Source organism: Pseudomonas bharatica (assembly GCF_048586865.1).
Taxonomy (GTDB): domain Bacteria; phylum Pseudomonadota; class Gammaproteobacteria; order Pseudomonadales; family Pseudomonadaceae; genus Aquipseudomonas; species Aquipseudomonas bharatica.
The window spans coordinates 20926-40507 of sequence record NZ_JBMAWR010000003.1; the positions used below are offsets into that span (position 1 = coordinate 20926).

Genomic DNA, 19582 nt, shown 5'->3' on the forward strand with positions numbered 1-19582 from the left:
AAATGTGAAGTCAGACGAACGATCGTGCTCTGAAATCACCACGTTTTTCTGACGTTTTTGCGTGACCCCTTCCTGTGATTTGTAGCTTCGCTGGCTACAGGTTGTACGACTGGTCCTACAGCAAGGCTGGTCCGTATCGTTTGCCCATCGTCAACCGGCCCGGGCGAGCCCGGGGCCTCTTTACAGGAGACTATGGATGTCAACCGCTTCTGCTGTTACCACCCCTGCTGCCGGCGTGGCACCGCCTACCCTGACCCGTCGGGAGAAGGAGATTCTGTATTGGTGTTCCTGTGGGAAAACATCTTGGGAAATTTCGCAGATCCTTGCCTGCAAGGAGTCTACGGTGAACTTTCATGTCAGCAACGTACTTCGCAAACTATCGGTTCATTCCCGGGTAGCCGCCGTGATCAAGGCCTTGCGCTACGGCATCCTCCGGCACCAATCCGACGAGAGCTGAGGCGTGTTATCCATGAGTGATCCTACAACCTCAAGTCTGTCCAGCCTGTTCATCGGGCTGGGGCTTGCTGCATCCCTGCCGGCGGTGGAGGGCGACATGGTGTTCGGAGCGCTGCTCGGTGCCTGGCTGGTGGCAAGTACGCGGGGCTTCCTGAAAGCCTGGCAACGTATCGGGTCCCTGCTGTTGTCGGCGGGAGTAGGTTATCTGTTCACGCCATTGATGCGTTCGATCGGGCCGTTTCTGTCGGGAGGGGAGGCCGCCTTCATCGGTGCGGTGGTGGTGATACCGATCGTGATCAAGGTGATGATCTGGCTGGACGGCGCGGAATTGCGCGACATCATTCAGCGTTTGCGCGGCTCATGAAGCCGGATTGTGAAGTTGCGAGAGCAGGCTGCTGATCTCTTCGAGCTGCTGCTCCAGTTCCCGCAGGCGCTGTTTTTCCTGAATGGCCAGAACAATGGCACGTTGATCCTGAGGGCTGAGCAGGCGCAATTCGGCGAGCAGTTGGGTTTCCCAGTCAGGGTCGGCGTTATGGCTCATGGCCTGATGACTATGGGCGCGGAATCGGGGCCCCTCGCCAACCAGCAACCAGTCGAGGGAAATGCCATGTTTATTGGCCAGATCAACGCATATTGCATACGGGATACTGTCCCGGCCCTTCCAGCTGCTAACGGTTTGAGGGCTCACGCCAAGCGCTGCCGAGAGCCCTGAGTCGGTAGCCGACTGGGTGACGAGCTTCATGCGAGCCAGTACCGCTGCAAATCCATTAATACTCATAACGAGTAATCCCAAGGCATGCTGATATAATGTTCGGCCAAAAAATACGCGAAACGCATTCTCTCTCTTTGCAATATTGAGCACTACTCGTTTGGGAAATTAAATGTCAGAAATTTCCAGCCGCATCATGGGAAATTTCCTCGGCTTGACTGTTTTGAGCTTACAGGAGATTGGAATAGGAATGAATTATCGAAATCGCCGCAGTGTGCGCTGCTTCCGGCTTGGAACGGTGTCACGGCAAGGAGTCAGCAGTGAGTACTTATAAACTCGTATGTCCCCACTGCCAGAGCCGGATGCGCATACGTACCAGCGAGGGGCGCCATATCTTCCTGCGCGTGGCGTACCTGCAATGCACTACGGAAGCCTGTGGCTGGTCGGTACGTGCAGAATTCGAAATGACCCACGAACTCTCGCCAAGTGGCATGCCGAACCCGGATGTTCATTTGCCACATGCTGACAGCGATCTGAGGCGCGCCGCTTTGCGCCCAAGACAGGAAAATCAAGAGCCCTGAACGGTAAACGGGCTGGCAAGGCCTGTGCTGGAAAAAAAACACCCCGCCGAAGCGGGGTGTGTTCTTGCCAGGTGAATCAGCTGACCAGTTGCAGGCCAGCGTGTTGCACCAGGTCCAGCAATGGCTGCGGATAAACGCCGAGAACGAAGGCCAGGATGGCAATGGCCAGCAGCATGACGCCACCGGTACGTTGCTCCCAGTTGAACGGTGCATCGTGACGACGCAGGTTCGGCTCGATCAGGTAGAGCGTGACCATCACGCGCAGGTAGTAGAAGACGCCAATGGCGCTGCCCAGGACCAGCGCACCGGTCAGCCACCACAGTTGCGATTCGACGCCGGTGGCGATGATGTAGAACTTGCCGATGAAGCCGGCGGTCAGCGGGATGCCGGCCAGCGACAGCATCATCACGGTCAGTACGGCGGTCAGGTATGGACGGCGCCAGAACAGGCCGCGGTACTCGTACAGGGCGTCCGCATCACGGCCGTTGTACGGCGAGGACATCAGGGTGATCACGCCGAAGGCGCCGAGGCTGGTGATCACGTAGGTGACCAGGTATACGCCGATTGCTTCCAGGGCCAGGCCCTTGCTCGCTACCAGGGCGATCAGCAGGTAACCGAAGTGGGCGATCGACGAGTAACCCAGCAGACGCTTGAGGTTGCTCTGGGTCAGGGCCAGCAGGTTGCCGACCAGGATCGAAGCCACGGCGATCACCGACAGCACGGTGGTCAGCACGCCACTGCTGGCAGCAGGGGAGAGCATGAACAGCCGTACCACCACGGCGAATACCGCGACCTTGCTGGCGGTGGCCAGGAAGGCGGCGACCGGCGCCGGAGCACCTTCGTATACATCCGGGGTCCACAGGTGGAACGGTACCAGCGACAGCTTGAAGGCCAGGCCGACCAGCATCATCCCCAGGCCCAGCTGGGCCAGCAGGCTTGGCATGCTTGTAGCGGCCAGGGCCTTGCCGATGGTGTCGAAGGCCAGGCTGCCGGCGTCGGCGTAGAGCAGGGCCATGCCGAACAGCAGGAAGGCCGAACCCGCGGCGGACAACACCATGTACTTGATGCCGGCTTCCAGCGAACGCTTGTTGAAGAAGGCATACGCCACCAGGCCGTAGACCGGTACAGAGAGCAGTTCCAGGCCGATGAACAGGCCGGCCAGGTGTTGCGCGCAGACCAGCACCAGGCCACCGAGGGCCGCCATGAGGATCAGCAGGTACAGCTCTTCGCGGTTGCCCGGGTAGCCGGAGCCGCCGTCACCCAGGTAGGCATGGGCCAGGGTCACGCAGGCCAGGGTGGCGACCAGGATCAGCGCCATGTACAGGCAGGCGAACTTGTCCACGGTCAGCAGCGGGGTCACCGCCAGGGGCACGATTTTCAGGACCGGCAGGATCGACAGCAGGGCCAGGTTCAGGCCCACGGTCGACAGCAGGAAGGTTTGCGAGTGGTTGCGGCGCCAGGCGATCGCCAGCATCACCACGACAACGGTGATGGTGGTGATCAGCAGTGGCGCAAGCGCGATAAAGTGTTGAATCGTCAGGTCCATAGCGCTCTTACCGGGCCGAAGCGAGTTGAGTGAAGGCGGAGCCGAGCCATTGCTGCACACCGCTCATGGTGGCGGCGGAAGTGTCGAGGAACGGCTGCGGGTAGACGCCCAGCACGATCAGCAGGACCGCCAGGCCCAGCACCATGATCATTTCGCGGCTGTCCATGCCGGCCAGGACTTCTTCCGATTTGGCCGGGCCGAAGTACGCGCGATGGATCATGATCAGCGAGTAGACCGAGCCGAACACCAGGCCGGACGTCGCGATGACGGTGACCCACGGGGCACTGACGAAGCTGCCGATCAGGATCAGGAATTCGCCGACGAAGTTGCCGGTGCCCGGCAGGCCCAGCGAAGCCGCCGCGAAGAACAGGCTGATGGCCGGCAGGTAGGCGATGCGGTGCCACAGGCCGCCCATCTGGCGCATGTCACGGGTGTGCAGGCGCTCGTACAGCTGGCCACTGAGGATGAACAGCGCGGCGGCCGACAGGCCGTGGGCCAGCATCTGGATCACCGCGCCCTGCAGTGCCTGCTGGCTGCCGGAGTAGATGCCGATCAGCACGAAGCCCATGTGCGAAACGCTGGAGAACGCGATCAGGCGCTTGATATCGGTCTGGGCGAAGGCCAGGAAGGCGCCGTAGAAGATGCCGATCAGGCCCAGGGTCATGGCGATCGGTGCGAACTCCGCCGAGGCATTCGGGAACAGCGGCAGGGCGAAACGCAGCAGGCCGTAGGCCGCGGTCTTCAGCAGGATACCGGCGAGGTCGACGGAACCGGCGGTCGGGGCCTGGGCGTGAGCATCAGGCAGCCAGGAGTGGAACGGCACCACCGGCAGCTTCACCGCGAAGGCGATGAAGAAGCCCAGCATCAGCAGGTACTCGGTACCGGCCGGCAGCTCGGCCTTGAGCAGCTGGCTGTAGTCGAAGGTGATCACGCCGGTGTTGTTGAAGTTGACCAGCACCAGGCCAAGGATCGCCACCAGCATGATCAGGCCGCTGGCCTGGGTGAAGATGAAGAACTTGGTTGCAGCGTAGATCCGGGTCTTCTTGCCGTCGGAGGAGCTGTGACCCCAGAGCGCGATGAGGAAATACATCGGCACCAGCATCATTTCCCAGAAGAAGAAGAACAGGAACAGATCGAGGGCGAGGAACACGCCGACCACGCCGCCGAGGATCCACATCAGGTTGAGGTGGAAGAAGCCGACGTGGCGCTGGATCTCTTTCCACGAGCAGAGCACGGACAGCACGCCGAGCAGGCCGGTCAGCAGGATCATCAGCAGCGACAGGCCATCGAGGGCCAGGTGCAGGCTGATGCCGAAGCGCTCGATCCAGAGGACCTTGAACTCGACGGTCCACTGTGGATCGGCGCCCGGGGCAGGGGCGAGGGTGTAGTCCCCGTTGGCCCACAGCCAGAGGCCGATACCAAGGAGCAGGGACATGGTCAGCAGCGCGATCCAGCGCGGCAGGGTGGCGCCGAAGCGCTCACCCAGCCAGCACAGCAGGCCGCCGATGAAGGGGATCAGGATCAGCCAAGGCAAAATCATGACGGGCTCAATTCCTTTCGCAAAGTCGCAAGGTTCATATCAGACCGCAGCCATCAGGACAGCGCCGAGTACCAGTACGGCACCTACGGCGATGGACGCGGTGTACCAGCGCAGCTGACCGGTTTCGGTCTTGCTCATGGCGGCGTGGCCGCCACGGGCCATGCGCGGGATCAGGCCGATGGTGCGGTCCACCGGGTCCTTGCGCAGGATGTGGCTGATCAGCAGGTAGGGTTTTACGAACAGCTTGTCGTAGATCCAGTCGAAGCCCCAGGCCGCGAACCACCAGGCCGAGAGCAGGCGACCGATGCCGCTGTTGGCAACGGCGGTCACGAAGCGGCGCTTGCCAAGGAACAGCAGGGCCGACAGCAGGATACCGGCGATGGCGATGGCGCCCGAGGCGATTTCCAGGCTGTGCTTGGCTTCGCCGCCGGCATGGCCCGCGCTTTCCGGCAGTACGCCGGCCAGCGGTGGGTGGATCCAGGCGCCGACGAAGGTCGACAGGACGATCAGCACGCCCAGCGGCAGCCAGTGGGAGATGCCGTGGCCGGCATGGGCCTCGGTCTTGGCTTCGCCGTGGAAGGCGATGAAGATCAGGCGGAAGGTGTACAGCGAGGTCATGAAGGCACCGACCAGGCCGGCATACAGCAGGCCGGTGTTACCACTGGCGAAGGCTTCCCAGAGGATCTCGTCCTTGGAGTAGAAGCCCACGGTGACCAACGGCAGGGCGGCCAGGGCGGCACCACCGACCACGAAGCTGGCATAGGCCAGCGGCAGTTTCTTCCACAGGCCGCCCATCTTGAAGATGTTCTGCTCGTGGTGGCAGGCAACGATCACCGCACCGGAGGCAAGGAACAGCAGGGCCTTGAAGAAGGCGTGGGTCATCAGGTGGAAGATCGCTGCGTCCCATGCGCCAACGCCGAGGGCGAGGAACATGTAGCCGATCTGGCTCATGGTGGAGTAGGCGAGGATCCGCTTGATGTCGGTCTGTACCAGGGCGGCGAAGCCGGCCAGGACCAGGGTGACACCGCCGACCACGCCGACCAGGTGCAGCACGTCCGGCGCCAGCAGGAACAGGCCGTGGGTACGGGCGATCAGGTAGACGCCCGCGGTGACCATGGTTGCGGCGTGGATCAGTGCCGAAACCGGGGTCGGACCGGCCATCGCGTCGGCCAGCCAGGTCTGCAGTGGCAGCTGGGCCGATTTACCGACCGCACCGCCGAGCAGCATCAGGGTCGCCAGGACCATCCAGGTATCGCCCGCCTGGAACTTCTGCGGGGCCAGCACCAGCAGTTCCTGGATGTTCAGGGTGCCGAGCTGCTGGAACAGGATGAACAGGCCGATGGCCATGAACACGTCGCCGATACGGGTAACGATGAAGGCCTTCAGCGCGGCGTTACCGTTGTTGCGGTTGCTGTAGTAGAAACCGATCAACAGGTACGAGCACAGGCCCACGCCTTCCCAACCGAAGTAGATGAACAGCAGGTTGTCGCCCAGGATCAGGAACAACATGCTGGCGATGAACAGGTTGGTGTAGGAGAAGAAGCGCGAGTAGCCCGCTTCGCCACGCATGTACCAGGACGCGAACAGGTGGATCAGGAAGCCGACGCCGACCACCACGCCGAGCATGGTCACCGACAGGCCGTCCAGGTGCAGGGTGAAGGACGGGGCGAAGCCGTCGACCGACATCCACTGCCACAGCAGTTGGGTGTACACGCCGTTTTCCGGCGGCGCCACGTTGAACTGCCAGATCACCCAGGCGGCAACGATTGCCGACAGGCCGACCGAACCGACACCGATCAGCGCCGAGAGGTTCTCCGAGAAACGACCGCGGGAGAACGACAGCAGCAGGAAGCCGATCAGGGGGAATACGAAAGTCAGAAAGAGAAGGTTCATCCGCGCATCTCACTGGCTGCATCGATATCGAGAGTGTGGAAGCGGCGATACAGCTGCAGCAGGATCGCCAGGCCGATACTGGCCTCGGCCGCTGCCAGGCTGATCACCAGGATGAACATCACCTGTCCATCCGGCTGGGCCCAGCGGGCGCCCGCGACGATGAACGCCAGTGCCGAGGCGTTCATCATGATTTCCAGACTCATGAGTACGAAGAGAATGTTGCGGCGGACCATCAGGCCGACCAGACCGAGGCTGAACAGGATGCCGGCGACGGCCAGGCCGTGTTCTAACGGGATTGCAGGCATGTGATTACTCCTTCGCCTCGTTGCGGCCGACGTGGAAGGCCGTGACCGCCGCTGCGAGCAGCAGCATGGAGGCCAGTTCCACCACCAGCAGGTAAGGACCAAACAGGCTGATGCCGACCGCCTTGGCGTCGACGGTGGTGTGGCCGATGGCAGCGCCGCTCTCGGTGCTGAACAGCACATAGAGCAGTTCGGCCAGCAACAGGCCGGCCAGCACGACCGGGCCGAGCCAGATGCCCGGGGTCAGCCAGCCGCGCTCCTGGGCGACCGACGCCGGGCCCAGGTTGAGCATCATCACCACGAAGACGAACAGCACCATGATGGCGCCGGCGTAGGCAATCACTTCCAGGGCACCGGCGAACGGCGCGCCGAGTGCGAAGAAGGTCATCGCCACGGCGATCAGGGAAATGATCAGGTAGAGCAGGGCGTGCACGGGGTTGGTATTGGTGATCACCCGCAGGGTGGACACCACGGCAACGCCGGATGCGAAATAGAAAGCGAATTCCATCTTTCTTCCTTAAGGGAGCAAGCTCTTCACGTTGATCGGCTCGGCTTCGTTCTGCGCGGCGCCCTTCGGCTTGCCGGCAACGGCCATACCTGCAACACGGTAGAAGTTGTAGTCGGGATTCTTGCCGGGGCCGGAGATCAGCAGATCTTCTTTCTCGTACACCAGGTCCTGACGTTTGAACTCGGCCATTTCGAAATCCGGAGTGAGCTGGATCGCGGTGGTCGGGCAGGCTTCCTCGCAGAGGCCGCAGAAAATGCAGCGCGAGAAGTTGATGCGGAAGAACTCCGGATACCAGCGTCCGTCTTCCGTTTCGGCTTTCTGCAGCGAGATGCAACCCACCGGGCAGGCCACGGCACACAGGTTGCACGCTACGCAGCGCTCTTCGCCATCGGGGTCGCGGGTCAGGACGATGCGGCCACGGTAGCGGGGCGGCAGGTAGACCGGCTCTTCCGGGTATTGCAGGGTGTCGCGCTTGCGGAACCCGTGGGAGAACACCATCACCAGGCTGCGCAGCTGGGTGCCGGTGCCCTTCACGATGTCGCCAATATATTTGAACATGGGTCAGATCCTCACTGGGCCGCAACAGCTGGCGTGTTGAGCAACACGATCGCAGCGGTCACCAGCAAATTGAGCAGGGTCAGCGGCAGGCAGAACTTCCAGCTGAAGTCCATCACCTGGTCATAGCGCGGGCGCGGGATCGAGGCGCGCAGCAGGATGAACAGCATGATGAAGAAACCGGTCTTCAGGGCGAACCACAGGAACGGGACCTGCGGCAGCAGATCGAACGGGCCGTGCCAGCCGCCGAAGAACAGGGTCACCAGCAGCGCCGACACCAGGATGATGCCGATGTACTCGCCGACGAAGAACATGCCCCACTTCATGCCGGCATACTCGATGTGGTAGCCGTCGGCCAGTTCCTGTTCCGCTTCCGGCTGGTCGAAGGGGTGACGGTGGGTCACGGCCACGCCGGCGATGAAGAAGGTACAGAAGCCGAAGAACTGCGGAATGATGAACCACAGGTTCTGCGCCTGGTACTCGACGATGTCGCGCATGTTGAAGGAGCCGACCTGGACCACCACGCCCATCAGCGCCAGGCCCATGAACACTTCATAGGACACGGTCTGGGCCGAGGCGCGCAGGCTGCCGAGCAGGGCGTACTTGTTGTTCGACGACCAGCCGGCGAAGAGCACGGCGTAGACCGACAGGCCGGCCATGGCGAAGAAGAACAGCAGGCCGATGTTCAGGTCCGCGACACCCCAGGTCGGGGTGATCGGGATGATCACGAAGGCGATCAGCAGGGCGCTCATCGCCACCACCGGTGCCAGGGTGAAGATCATGCGGTCGACGAAGGGCGGGTTCCAGTCTTCCTTGAAGAACATCTTCAGCATGTCGGCAGCGATCTGGAACATGCCGAATGGGCCGACGCGGTTCGGACCGTAACGGTCCTGCCACCAGCCCAGCAGGCGCCGCTCGATGAAGCTGAGCAGCGCGCCGCAGACCACCACCGCCAGCAGGACCACGACGGCCTTGACGACGGCGATGATCACATCGATCACTTCGGGGGTGAACCAGGTCATTGTGCTGCCTCCTGCAGGCCTTCGACGGATGCACCGAAGATGGCTGGCGGAATACCGGCCAGGCCTTTCGGCAAGGCGACCAGGCCAGCGCCCAGTTCTTCATTGATGCGCAGCGGCAGGCGCAGGGTCTGGCCGGCTACGTTCAGGCTGAGCAGGGCGCCGTCGTTGACGCCCAGGCGGTCGGCTTCCGACTTGGCCAGCGCAACGTAAGGCTGCGGAATGCGCTCTTGCACCGGCGCCGCGCGGGAAGAAGTCTCCTCGCTGCCGAACAGGTGGTAGAACGGCACCACCTGCCAGGTGCCGCGGGCCGGGGCGAAGGCGCCCGGTACGCTGGCGAACCACTGCAGGCGATCGCCCTGGGACTCGATCAGGCGGGTGCCCGGGTCGCCTGCGCGCAGGTGACCACCGACCTCGTCCTGGAACTTGTTCCAGGCTTGCGGCGAGTTCCAGCCTGGCGACCAGGCGAACGGCACTTGCGAGCGCGGTTCGGCGGAGCCCGAGTAGCCTTCCATGGAGAAGGCGAAGGCGGTGTCCTGGTCCTGCGGGGTACGTGGCTCGTGCACGCTGATATTGGCGCGCATGGCGGTACGACCGGAATAGCGCAGCGGTTCGCGGGCCAGCTTCAGGCCCTTGATGCGGAACGCAGCGGACGGTGCGGCGTTGACGATGCCGGCCAGTTGCGGGGCAACGCTGGCGCAGGCGCTGGTGACGTGGTCCAGTTGGGTCCAGTCCACCGGCTTGTTCAACAGCGTTGCGCGCAGGGCGTGCATCCAGCGCCAGCCTTCATGAACCAGGATGCTGCTGTCCAGGTAGGTTGGATCGAACACCTGGAAGAAGCGCTGGGCGCGGCCTTCCTGGCTGACCAGGGTACCGTCGCCTTCGGCGAAGGTGGCGGCCGGCAGCACCAGGTGGGCACGGTCGCTGGTCGCGGTCTTGGAGTGGTCGGCGACGATGACCACCTTGGCGGCGGCGAAGGCGGCATCGACCTTGGCGGCCGGGACGCGGCTGTACAGGTCGTTTTCCAGCACGACGATGGCATCGGCCTTGCCGGCGATCACCGCGTCCAGCGCGGCATCCACCGAGTCGCCACCGAACATGGCCATGCCGATGCTGTTGGCTTCTGGAACCACCAGGCTCAGCGAGCCGGCCTTGTCACGCAGCTTGAGGGCCTTGGCGATGTTGGCGGCGGCTTCGATCAGCGCCTTGGAACCGAGCGATCCACCGGAGACGACCAGCGGACGCTTGGCGGCCACCAGAGCATCGGCGATGCGCTTGGCCAGTTCGGCTGCTTCGCTGTCCAGGCCTTCGACCGCCGGGGCGCTCGGGTCGATGGCGTGGGCCACGGCGAAACCGAGGCGGGCCAGGTCGTCCGGCGCGGCATGCACGCATTCTTCGGCAACGTCATCGAGCTTGGTTTCGGCCAGGCTGGCGATGAACAGCGGGTACAGGGCGTGCTGGCCGATGTTCTTCACCGCGGCATCGAGCCATGGCTGGACTTTCATCGCTTCGGCCATGGCCTCGGCCTTGCCCTTGGTGGCCTGGCGCACGGCCAAGGCGACGCGGGCAGCGGTCTGGGTCAGGTCTTCGCCGAGGACGAACACGGCGTCGTGGTCCTCGATGTCGCGCAGGGTCGGGACTGGCAGCGGGCTGTCGTTCAGCACCTGCAGGACCAGGCGCACGCGCTCCAGTTCGGACGCTTCCATGCCGCAGTAGAAATGCTCGGCACCGACCAGCTCGCGCAGGCCATAGTTGCTTTCCAGGCTGGCGCGGGGCGAGCCGATACCGACGATGTTGCGGCCGCGCAGCAGTTCGGCGGCCTTGTCCAGGGCAGCGTCCACGCTGAGCTTGGTGCCGTCGGCCAGCAGCGGCTGGCGTGGGCGGTCGGTACGGTTGACGTAACCGTAGCCGAAGCGGCCGCGGTCGCAGAGGAAGTACTGGTTCACCGAGCCGTTGAAGCGGTTTTCGATCCGGCGCAATTCACCGTAGCGTTCACCGGGGCTGATGTTGCAGCCGCTGGAGCAGCCATGGCAGATGCTCGGGGCGAACTGCATGTCCCACTTGCGGTTGTAGCGCTCGGAGTGGGTCTTGTCGGTGAATACACCGGTCGGGCAGACCTCGGTCAGGTTGCCGGAGAACTCGCTCTCCAGCACACCGTCCTCGACGCGTCCGAAATAGACGTTGTCATGGGCACCATAGACGCCCAGGTCGGTACCGCCGGCGTAGTCCTTGTAGTAGCGCACGCAGCGATAGCAGGCGATGCAGCGGTTCATCTCGTGGGCGATGAACGGGCCGAGGTCCTGGTTCTGGTGGGTACGCTTGGTGAAACGGTAGCGGCGCTCGTTGTGGCCGGTCATTACCGTCATGTCCTGCAGGTGGCAATGACCGCCTTCCTCGCAGACCGGGCAGTCGTGCGGGTGGTTGGTCATCAGCCATTCGACGACGCTGGCGCGGAACGCCTTGGATTCTTCGTCGTCGATGGAAATCCAGGTGCCGTCGGAGGCGGGGGTCATGCAGGACATGACGATGCGACCACGGGTGTCGTTCTCGTCGGTGTACTGCTTGACCGCGCACTGGCGACAGGCGCCGACGCTACCGAGCGCCGGGTGCCAGCAGAAATAGGGGATGTCGAGGCCGAGCGACAGACAAGCCTGTAACAGGTTGTCCGCACCATTGACTTCGAGCGCTTTGCCGTCTACGTGGATAGTGGCCATGGTTCAAAGTTCTTCGTTGGCCCGCGTGAGCGGGTGTGGCTAATGGAAATCGGTGTACCCGCGGCCCGCGCGAATCGATCGGGCGAGCCTGCGTGGCTGGCGGATGGCACGGACCACCCGCTTTTTCATCTTGTTATGCGCCGACCACAATCGGCTGCGCCAGGTTCGGGCGCAGGGTTTCGCCACCAGGATTGGCGGCGACACCGGCCTCGAACTCGGAGCGGAAATATTTGATGGCACTGCCCAGCGGCTCGACGGCACCTGGTGCGTGAGCACAGAAGGTCCGGCCAGGGCCGAGGAAGTTCACCAGTTGCAGCAGGGTGTCGATGTCCTCGCGCTTGCCTTGGCCTTTTTCCAGGGCACGCAGCATCTTCACGCTCCATGGCAGGCCGTCGCGGCACGGGGTGCACCAGCCGCAGGACTCGCGGGCGAAGAACTCTTCCATGTTGCGCAGCAGGGAGACCATGCTGATGCTGTCGTCCACCGCCATGGCCAGGCCGGTACCCATCCGGGTGCCCACCTTGGCGATTCCGCCGGCGTACATTTGTGCATCCAGGTGTTCGGGAAGCAGGAAGCCGGTACCGGCTCCGCCTGGCTGCCAGCACTTGAGCGTGTAACCGTCGCGCATGCCACCGGCGTAGTCTTCGAACAGCTCGCGGGCGGTGACGCCGAATGGCAGTTCCCACAGGCCCGGGTTCTTCACCTTGCCGGAGAAGCCCATCAGCTTGGTGCCGTGGTCTTCGCTGCCTTCGCGGGCCAGCGATTTGTACCAGTCGACGCCGTTGCCGACGATGGCCGGGACGTTGCACAGGGTCTCGACGTTGTTGACGCAGGTCGGCTTGCCCCACACGCCCACGGCGGCAGGGAAGGGCGGTTTGGAGCGCGGGTTGGCGCGGCGGCCTTCCAGCGAGTTGATCAGGGCGGTTTCTTCACCGCAGATGTAGCGGCCGGCACCGGTGTGCACGAACAGCTCGAAATCGAAGCCGCTGCCGAGGATGTTCTTGCCCAGCAGGCCGGCGGCCTTGGCTTCGTCGATGGCGCGGTTCAGGTTGCGCGCGGCCGTGGTGTATTCGCCACGCAGGAAGATGTAGCCGCGGTAGGCCTTGAGGGCGCGGGCGCTGATCAGCATGCCCTCGACCAGCAGATGGGGCTGTTGCTCCATCAGCATGCGGTCCTTCCAGGTGTTGGGCTCCATTTCGTCCGCGTTGCACAGCAGGTAGCGGATGTTCATGGATTCGTCTTTCGGCATCAGGCCCCACTTCACACCGGTGGGGAAGCCTGCGCCGCCGCGGCCCTTGAGGCCGGAGTCCTTGACCGTCTGGACGATATCGTCCTGGGACATCTGCGCCAGTGCGGTACGGGCGGCGGCGTAGCCGTTCTTGGCCTGGTACTCGTCGAGCCACACCGGCTCGCCGTCGTCGCGCAGGCGCCAGGTCAGCGGATGGGTCTCGGCACTGCGCGCGATGCGGTTGGCCGGGCCGAAGGAAGTGATGGTCATACGTAACCCTCCAGCAATTTGGCGACACCGGCTGGCTGCACGTCGCCGAAGGTGTCGTCGTCGATCATCAGCGCCGGGGCCTTGTCGCAGTTGCCCAGGCAGCACACCGGAAGCAAGGTGAAGCGGCCGTCGGCGGTGGTCTGGCCCAGGCCGATGCCCAGCTCGCTCTGGATCTGGCCGACCACGGACTCGTGGCCGCCGATGTAGCAGACCATGCTGTCGCACACGCGGATGATGTGGCGGCCGACAGGCTGGCGGAAGATCTGGCTGTAGAAGGTGGCCACGCCCTCGACGTCGCTGGCGGGAATGCCGAGGATCTCGCCGATCGCATGGATGGCGCCGTCCGGCACCCAGCCGCGTTGCTTCTGGACGATCTTCAGGGCTTCGATGGACGCCGCGCGCGGGTCCTCGTAGTGATGCATCTCGTGCTCGATGGCCGAGCGTTCGGTTTCGCTCAGGACGAAACGGTCAGTCTGGATAAGCGTGCTGTTCATGCTTAGCGGTCCACGTCAGCCATAACGAAGTCGATACTGCCCAGGTACGCGATGAGGTCCGCGACCATGCTGCCGCGGATCACCGACGGGATCTGCTGCAGGTGCGGGTAGCTCGGCGTGCGAATCCGGGTGCGGTAGCTCATGGTGCCGCCGTCGCTCGTCAGGTAGTAACTGTTGATGCCCTTGGTCGCCTCGATCATCTGGAAGGATTCGTTGGCCGGCATGACCGGGCCCCACGAAACCTGCAGGAAGTGGGTGATCAGGGTTTCGATGTGCTGCAGGGTGCGCTCTTTCGGTGGCGGCGTGGTCAGCGGATGGTCCGCCTTGTACGGGCCTTCCGGCATGTTGCGCAGGCACTGGTCGATGATGCGGATACTCTGGCGCATCTCCTCGACACGGACCATGCAGCGATCATAGGCATCGCCGTTGTGGGCCAGCGGCACTTCGAACTCGAAGTTCTCGTAGCCGGAGTAAGGACGCGCCTTGCGCAGGTCGAAGTCCAGGCCGGTGGCCCGCAGGCCGGCACCGGTAACGCCCCAGGCCAGTGCTTCCTTGGTGTTGTACTGGGCAACGCCGATGGTGCGGCCCTTCAGGATGCTGTTCTTCAGCGCGGCCTTTTCGTACTCGTCCAGGCGCTTGGGCAGCCATTCGACGAAGTCCTTGACCAGTTTGTCCCAGCCGCGCGGCAGGTCGTGGGCGACGCCACCGATGCGGTACCAGGCCGGGTGCAGACGGAAGCCGGTGATGGCTTCGATCACGGTGTAGGCGCGCTGACGGTCGGTGAAGGTGAAGAACACCGGGGTCATGGCACCGACGTCCTGGATGTAGGTCCCCAGGAACAGCAGGTGGCTGGTGATGCGGAAGAACTCGGCAAGCATGACGCGGATGGTATCGACCTTCTGCGGCACCTTGATCCCGGCCAGCTTCTCGACGGCAAGGACGTACGGCAGGTTGTTCATCACCCCGCCGAGGTAGTCGATACGGTCGGTGTACGGGATGAAGCTATGCCAGGACTGGCGCTCGGCCATCTTCTCGGCGCCACGGTGGTGGTAGCCGATGTCCGGGACGCAGTCGACGATCTCTTCGCCGTCCAGTTGCAGGACGATACGGAAGGCACCGTGGGCCGAGGGGTGGTTCGGGCCAAGGTTGAGGAACATGTAGTCCTCGTTCGCGCCCTGGCGCTTCATGCCCCAGGCTTCCGGATTGAAGCGCGCGGCTTCTTCTTCCAGTTGCTGCTTGGCGAGGTTCAGGGTGAACGGATCGAATTCGGTGGCGCGGGCAGGGAAGTCCTTGCGCAGCGGGTGACCTTCCCAGGTCGGCGGCATCATGATCCGGGTCAGGTGCGGGTGGCCCGGGAAGTCGATGCCGAACATGTCCCAGACTTCGCGTTCGTACCAATTTGCGTTGGGCCAGATGCCGGTGACGGTCGGTACGCTCAGGTCGGTTTCGCTCAAGGAAACCTTGATCATCACGTCGCTGTTACGTTCCACCGAGAGCAGGTGGTAGAACACGGTGAAGTCGGCGCCCGGCAGGCCGCGGCGCTGGGTGCGCAGGCGCTCGTCGACGCCATGCAGGTCGTACAGCATGCTGTACGGCTTGGCGACGTTGCGCAGGAACGTCAGGATTTCGATCAGGCGGGCGCGGTCGACCCACAGTACCGGCATGCCGGTGCGGGTGTCCTGGGCGGTGAACGCCTCGGCGCCAAAACGGTTGTGCAGTTCGACGACCACATCCTGGTCGTCAGCCTTGTAAGGCGGAATGTAAATAGCGGTGTCCGCTGTCATGGTCTCGGTCGCTTTCGGTCAACGTAGAGAATGAAGCCAGGCCGCCGGTTCCGGGGAACGGGCGGCAGGTCGCTGGATCAGACTTCGTCGGGGCTGCGCAGGTTGGTCACCTGCATGCGCTGTTCACGACGCAGATCTTTCTGGGCCGGCATCTCGGCGCGGTACACGCCTTGATCGCCGACGACCCAGGAAAGAGGGCGTCGCTCCTGGCCAATCGACTCCTGCAGAAGCATCAGGCCTTGCAGGAATGCTTCAGGGCGAGGCGGGCAGCCAGGTACGTAGACATCCACGGGGAGGAACTTGTCGACCCCCTGGACGACCGAGTAGATGTCGTACATGCCACCGGAGTTGGCACACGAACCCATGGAAATGACCCACTTCGGTTCCAGCATCTGCTCGTACAGGCGCTGGATGATCGGCGCCATCTTGATGAAGCAGGTGCCGGCGATGACCATGAAGTCGGCCTGACGCGGAGATGCCCGGATCACTTCGGCGCCGAAACGGGCGATGTCGTGCGGCGCGGTGAACGCCGTGGTCATCTCCACGTAGCAGCAGGAAAGGCCGAAGTTGTAGGGCCAGAGGGAGTTCTTGCGACCCCAGTTGACCGCACCGTTGAGCACATCCTCGAGCTTGCCCATGAAGATGTTCTTGTGGACCTGGTCCTCTAGCAGCGAATCGGAGACGGTTTCCCGATCTCCGATTGGGTACTGCTCGTTGGGCGCGTCCGGATCGATTCTGGTGAGATTGTATTGCATTGCCAAAGCCTCATTGTTTCAGCTTCGCTTGCCGCTTGCGGCGACCCACGGGAGCCCAATCGAGCGCCCCGACCCGCCAAAGGTAGACAAGACCTGCCAACAGAATTGCTATGAAAACGAGAGCTTCGACGAATCCGGTCCAGCCGCTTTCGCGGACGGACACAGACCATGCAAAGAGAAAGAGGGCTTCGATATCGAAGATCACGAACAGCATCGCGACCAGATAGAATTTGGCCGACAGGCGCAGGCGGGCGCCGCCGGTAGGCAGCATGCCGGATTCGAACGGCTCGTTCTTGCTGCGACCCCAGGCCTTGCTACCGAGCAGGCTGGACAGGCCGAGCATGAAGGCGCAGAGGCCGACGACACCCAACAGGAAAATGGCGAAACCCCAGTTGTGGGCGATCAGTCCGGTCGAATCGGGCATGCTGAGAATCCTTAACAGAGCACGGTGGTCTCTGAGCGTAAAAGAGTTGGAGCAGTGACGATATGTCGCAGCTGGATCTATCGCGCTGATTTTATGGGTAAAGCCGGTGCAAGTAAAATTTCTACGGCAAATTTATTCGTAGGATTAAGAACAAAAAAACCTCGTAACTCCCTGTAGCCCTTGTATTTCGGGGATTCGCCGCGCTTTCGTTAATTATGTTTCTTGCAGGCTGTAAAGAATCGCAAGTTTCGAAATGATAATTGATATCATTTGTTGATCTGCTGTTATTCCTACTGTTCAAGTCAACCAAGAAGTTCATCGGCGTTCTTCCTGAAAGTTATCGGCAATCTGCGTTCTAGACGCTTTTGGTCGCTGGCGTCCGGTCATGGGTCAAGGGTGTGGTGGATTGCTGGCGCTGCGCCGAAGCGCTGATCGCCCATTGCCCGAGCCAGTAGAACAGGATGATCAGCGTGGGAGCTGCGCCGAACTGGCTGACGAAACGGTCGATGCCGATCAGGCTGTCCGACAGTACGAAGCTGATGGCGCCAATGGCGGCGAAGCCTGCGCAGGCAAGGGCGCGCCAGAGCATTGCGCTGATGACCAGGGCATAGGCCGCCACCGGAACCAGCAGGTCGCCCAGGTCGTGCCAGGCCAGCAGGGTGAATAGCCCGACGCCGCAGGTGCCAGCAATCAATAGTGCCCATGGGGCGGTTTTTCGCTGGTCATCCAGGTAGGCACGCAGGTATGCCAGGTGCGCGCAAAAGAAGGCGGCGAGACCGATGATGAACAGGTCGGCTGGCCAGGCCAGGGCCAGGTCGCCCAGGATCGAAAAGCCCAGGCCGATCAGGATCCAGCGCCGGTAGGTTCCGGCGGGTGCGTCGAAAAGCCAGAGGATCATGGCCAGCACGGGCACCGGCTTGCTCGCGAAGGCCAGCCAGGCGGCGCCGCTGTTCGCTGCATATATATAGAGAGCGCAGCCGGCTACGGCAAAGGTGCAAAGCGCTGCGGGGCGGGTCATGGCCTATCCTTGTCCGGTGCTGTGCGGGCAAGCATAGCCGTGAATTTTGCATAGGAGTGAGGCAAAAAGCCGCGGCCCGGAACCCCATCACAGGTCCCGGGCCGCAGGTGTTACCCGAAAGTCACCGATCGGTCAGATCAGTGGAACTGCTCTTCTTCGGTGGAGCCGGTGAGGGCGGTTACCGAAGATTTGCCACCCTGGATCACGGTGGTCATGTCGTCGAAGTAGCCGGTGCCGACTTCCTGCTGGTGGGCGACGAAGGTGTAGCCCTTCGACGCGTCAGCGAACTCTTGCTCCTGCAGCTTGACGTAGGCAGTCATGTCGTTGCGGGCGTAGTCGTGCGCCAGGTTGAACATGCCGTGCCACATGTTGTGGATACCGGCCAGGGTAATGAACTGGTGCTTGTAGCCCATGGCCGACAGTTCGCGCTGGAACTTGGCGATGGTCGCGTCGTCCAGGTTCTTCTTCCAGTTGAAGGAAGGCGAGCAGTTGTAGGACAGGATCTGGTCCGGGTATTCCTTCTTGATCGCTTCGGCGAAGCGACGGGCCTCGTCCAGGTCCGGCTTGGCGGTTTCGCACCAGATCAGGTCGGCGTATGGAGCGTAGGCCAGGCCACGGGCGATCGCCTGGTCCAGGCCGGCGCGGACTTTGTAGAAGCCTTCCGGAGTGCGGTCGCCGACCACGAACGGCTGGTCGTACGGGTCGCAGTCGCTGGTCAGCAGGTCAGCGGCGTTGGCGTCGGTACGGGCCAGGATGATGGTCGGTACGCCGGCAACGTCGGCTGCCAGGCGGGCAGCGGTCAGCTTCTGTACGGCTTCCTGGGTCGGAACCAGTACCTTGCCGCCCATGTGGCCGCACTTCTTCACCGATGCCAGCTGGTCTTCGAAGTGAACGCCGGCGGCGCCTGCCTCGATCATGTTCTTCATCAGTTCGTAGGCGTTCAGTACGCCGCCGAAACCGGCTTCGGCGTCAGCCACGATTGGCGCGAAGTAGTCGATGTAGCCTTCGTCGCCCGGGTTCTTGCCGGCTTTCCACTGGATCTGGTCGGCGCGACGGAACGAGTTGTTGATGCGCTTGACCACGGTCGGAACCGAATCCACCGGGTACAGCGACTGGTCGGGGTACATGGATTCGGCCGAGTTGTTGTCGGCAGCCACTTGCCAGCCGGACAGGTAGATGGCCTGGATGCCGGCCTTGACCTGCTGTACTGCCTGGCCGCCGGTCAGGGCGCCCATGCAGTTGACGAAATCTTTCTCAGGGCGGAAGGACGGGTGTGCGCCCTTGGTCACCAGGTTCCACAGTTTTTCCGCACCCAGGCGAGCCAGGGTGTGCTCTGGCTGGATCGAACCACGCAGACGGACGACATCGGCAGCGGTGTAGGTACGGGTCACGCCTTTCCAGCGCGGGTTCTCGGCCCAGTCTTTTTCGAGGGCTGCAATTTGCTGTTCGCGTGTCAGTGCCATGGAAATAAACCTCGTCGCATAGGTCTTGGTGAAAAGTGTTCGCTCTGTCGGCTGCGCTGTGTCGTACAGGGGCAGCACCGAATGCTCGCAGCTCAGGGACGCTGGCGTTGAATCAGTCCGGTCGGGCGAAATCGCGACGGTGAACGATGGGGCTCGGAGGGGAAGTGAGCAGGTGCGGGCGTCCGTCGGGCAGGTTGGCTCGTGGTTGCCGTGCTGCTTCGATCAGGGTGTGCCATGTACCGTTTGATGCGCTTCCGTCCCTCGGGACAACCTCGTTCCAGTCGTGATCACGTCCAACGCGCCTTGTGGGCTGTACAGACACG

At 62.8% G+C, this 19582-nt stretch carries 19 protein-coding genes; 3 read left to right on the plus strand and 16 right to left on the minus strand.

Going from position 1 to position 19582, the window contains the following annotated elements:
- Positions 1–196 precede the first annotated feature (196 nt).
- Together ACKLLE_RS05125 and ACKLLE_RS05130 are read left to right on the plus strand one after the other, a co-directional pair.
- Positions 197–457: a helix-turn-helix domain-containing protein gene (locus tag ACKLLE_RS05125; protein ID WP_064303250.1), complete on the plus strand. Its 261-nt coding sequence runs from the start codon at positions 197–199 to the stop codon at positions 455–457.
- Positions 458–469: 12 nt separating this feature from the next.
- A complete protein-coding gene (locus ACKLLE_RS05130) occupies positions 470–820 on the plus strand; it encodes a putative holin (RefSeq protein WP_064303251.1) in 351 nt (116 codons plus the stop codon).
- On the opposite strand, the gene ACKLLE_RS05135 is transcribed toward ACKLLE_RS05130, so the two are convergent.
- The gene (locus ACKLLE_RS05135; protein WP_420057312.1) at positions 815–1234 is read right to left on the minus strand and encodes a helix-turn-helix domain-containing protein; all 420 of its coding nucleotides are present in this window, start codon (positions 1232–1234) and stop codon (positions 815–817) included. The genes ACKLLE_RS05130 and ACKLLE_RS05135 overlap by 6 nt on opposite strands.
- Before the next feature lie 251 nt (positions 1235–1485).
- Between ACKLLE_RS05135 and ACKLLE_RS05140 the strand changes: the two genes are divergently transcribed.
- Positions 1486–1746: an Ogr/Delta-like zinc finger protein gene (locus tag ACKLLE_RS05140; protein WP_081263188.1), complete on the plus strand. Its 261-nt coding sequence runs from the start codon at positions 1486–1488 to the stop codon at positions 1744–1746.
- 76 nt (positions 1747–1822) lie between these two features.
- Here ACKLLE_RS05140 and nuoN read toward each other — a convergent pair whose 3' ends face one another.
- The 15 genes from nuoN to aceA all read right to left on the minus strand — a co-directional run bounded on the left by nuoN (position 1823) and on the right by aceA (position 19259).
- Positions 1823–3292, minus strand: a complete 1470-nt coding sequence (nuoN, locus tag ACKLLE_RS05145) for an NADH-quinone oxidoreductase subunit NuoN (RefSeq protein WP_420057075.1) — start codon at positions 3290–3292, stop codon at positions 1823–1825.
- A gap of 7 nt (positions 3293–3299) precedes the next feature.
- Positions 3300–4832 carry an NADH-quinone oxidoreductase subunit M gene (nuoM, locus tag ACKLLE_RS05150; protein WP_009400999.1) on the minus strand — a complete coding sequence of 511 codons (1533 nt, stop codon included), beginning with the start codon at positions 4830–4832 and terminating at the stop codon, positions 3300–3302.
- A gap of 39 nt (positions 4833–4871) precedes the next feature.
- Positions 4872–6725 carry an NADH-quinone oxidoreductase subunit L gene (gene nuoL, locus ACKLLE_RS05155; RefSeq protein ID WP_009400997.1) on the minus strand — a complete coding sequence of 618 codons (1854 nt, stop codon included), beginning with the start codon at positions 6723–6725 and terminating at the stop codon, positions 4872–4874.
- Positions 6722–7030, minus strand: a complete 309-nt coding sequence (nuoK, locus tag ACKLLE_RS05160) for an NADH-quinone oxidoreductase subunit NuoK (RefSeq protein ID WP_009400996.1) — start codon at positions 7028–7030, stop codon at positions 6722–6724. The genes nuoL and nuoK overlap by 4 nt, the downstream gene beginning before the upstream one ends.
- Positions 7031–7034: 4 nt before the next feature.
- Complete coding sequence (gene nuoJ, locus ACKLLE_RS05165; RefSeq protein ID WP_064303255.1) at positions 7035–7535, minus strand: NADH-quinone oxidoreductase subunit J; 501 nt, start codon at positions 7533–7535, stop codon at positions 7035–7037.
- A 9-nt stretch (positions 7536–7544) separates the two neighbouring features.
- Positions 7545–8093 (minus strand): NADH-quinone oxidoreductase subunit NuoI, encoded by a 549-nt coding sequence (gene nuoI / locus ACKLLE_RS05170; RefSeq protein WP_009400993.1) that lies wholly within the window; start codon positions 8091–8093, stop codon positions 7545–7547.
- A gap of 11 nt (positions 8094–8104) precedes the next feature.
- Complete coding sequence (gene nuoH, locus ACKLLE_RS05175; RefSeq protein WP_009400992.1) at positions 8105–9112, minus strand: NADH-quinone oxidoreductase subunit NuoH; 1008 nt, start codon at positions 9110–9112, stop codon at positions 8105–8107.
- A complete protein-coding gene (gene nuoG, locus ACKLLE_RS05180; protein ID WP_420057076.1) occupies positions 9109–11823 on the minus strand; it encodes an NADH-quinone oxidoreductase subunit NuoG in 2715 nt (904 codons plus the stop codon). The genes nuoH and nuoG overlap by 4 nt, the downstream gene beginning before the upstream one ends.
- A gap of 133 nt (positions 11824–11956) precedes the next feature.
- On the minus strand, positions 11957–13321 hold the full coding sequence (gene nuoF / locus ACKLLE_RS05185) for an NADH-quinone oxidoreductase subunit NuoF (RefSeq protein ID WP_009400990.1): 1365 nt from the start codon (positions 13319–13321) through the stop codon (positions 11957–11959).
- Entirely contained in the window at positions 13318–13815 is a 498-nt protein-coding gene (gene nuoE / locus ACKLLE_RS05190; RefSeq protein ID WP_009400989.1) for an NADH-quinone oxidoreductase subunit NuoE, read from the minus strand. The genes nuoF and nuoE overlap by 4 nt, the downstream gene beginning before the upstream one ends.
- 2 nt (positions 13816–13817) lie before the next feature.
- Positions 13818–15599, minus strand: a complete 1782-nt coding sequence (gene nuoC / locus ACKLLE_RS05195) for an NADH-quinone oxidoreductase subunit C/D (protein WP_009400988.1) — start codon at positions 15597–15599, stop codon at positions 13818–13820.
- A gap of 77 nt (positions 15600–15676) precedes the next feature.
- Positions 15677–16354, minus strand: coding sequence for an NADH-quinone oxidoreductase subunit B (locus ACKLLE_RS05200; protein ID WP_064303257.1), 678 nt, complete (start codon positions 16352–16354; stop codon positions 15677–15679).
- Between the two features lie 10 nt (positions 16355–16364).
- Complete coding sequence (locus ACKLLE_RS05205; protein ID WP_009400986.1) at positions 16365–16778, minus strand: NADH-quinone oxidoreductase subunit A; 414 nt, start codon at positions 16776–16778, stop codon at positions 16365–16367.
- 355 nt (positions 16779–17133) lie between these two features.
- Entirely contained in the window at positions 17134–17796 is a 663-nt protein-coding gene (locus ACKLLE_RS05210) for a lysoplasmalogenase (protein ID WP_064303258.1), read from the minus strand.
- Between the two features lie 137 nt (positions 17797–17933).
- On the minus strand, positions 17934–19259 hold the full coding sequence (gene aceA, locus ACKLLE_RS05215) for an isocitrate lyase (RefSeq protein ID WP_064303259.1): 1326 nt from the start codon (positions 19257–19259) through the stop codon (positions 17934–17936).
- Positions 19260–19582: the final 323 nt, after the last annotated feature.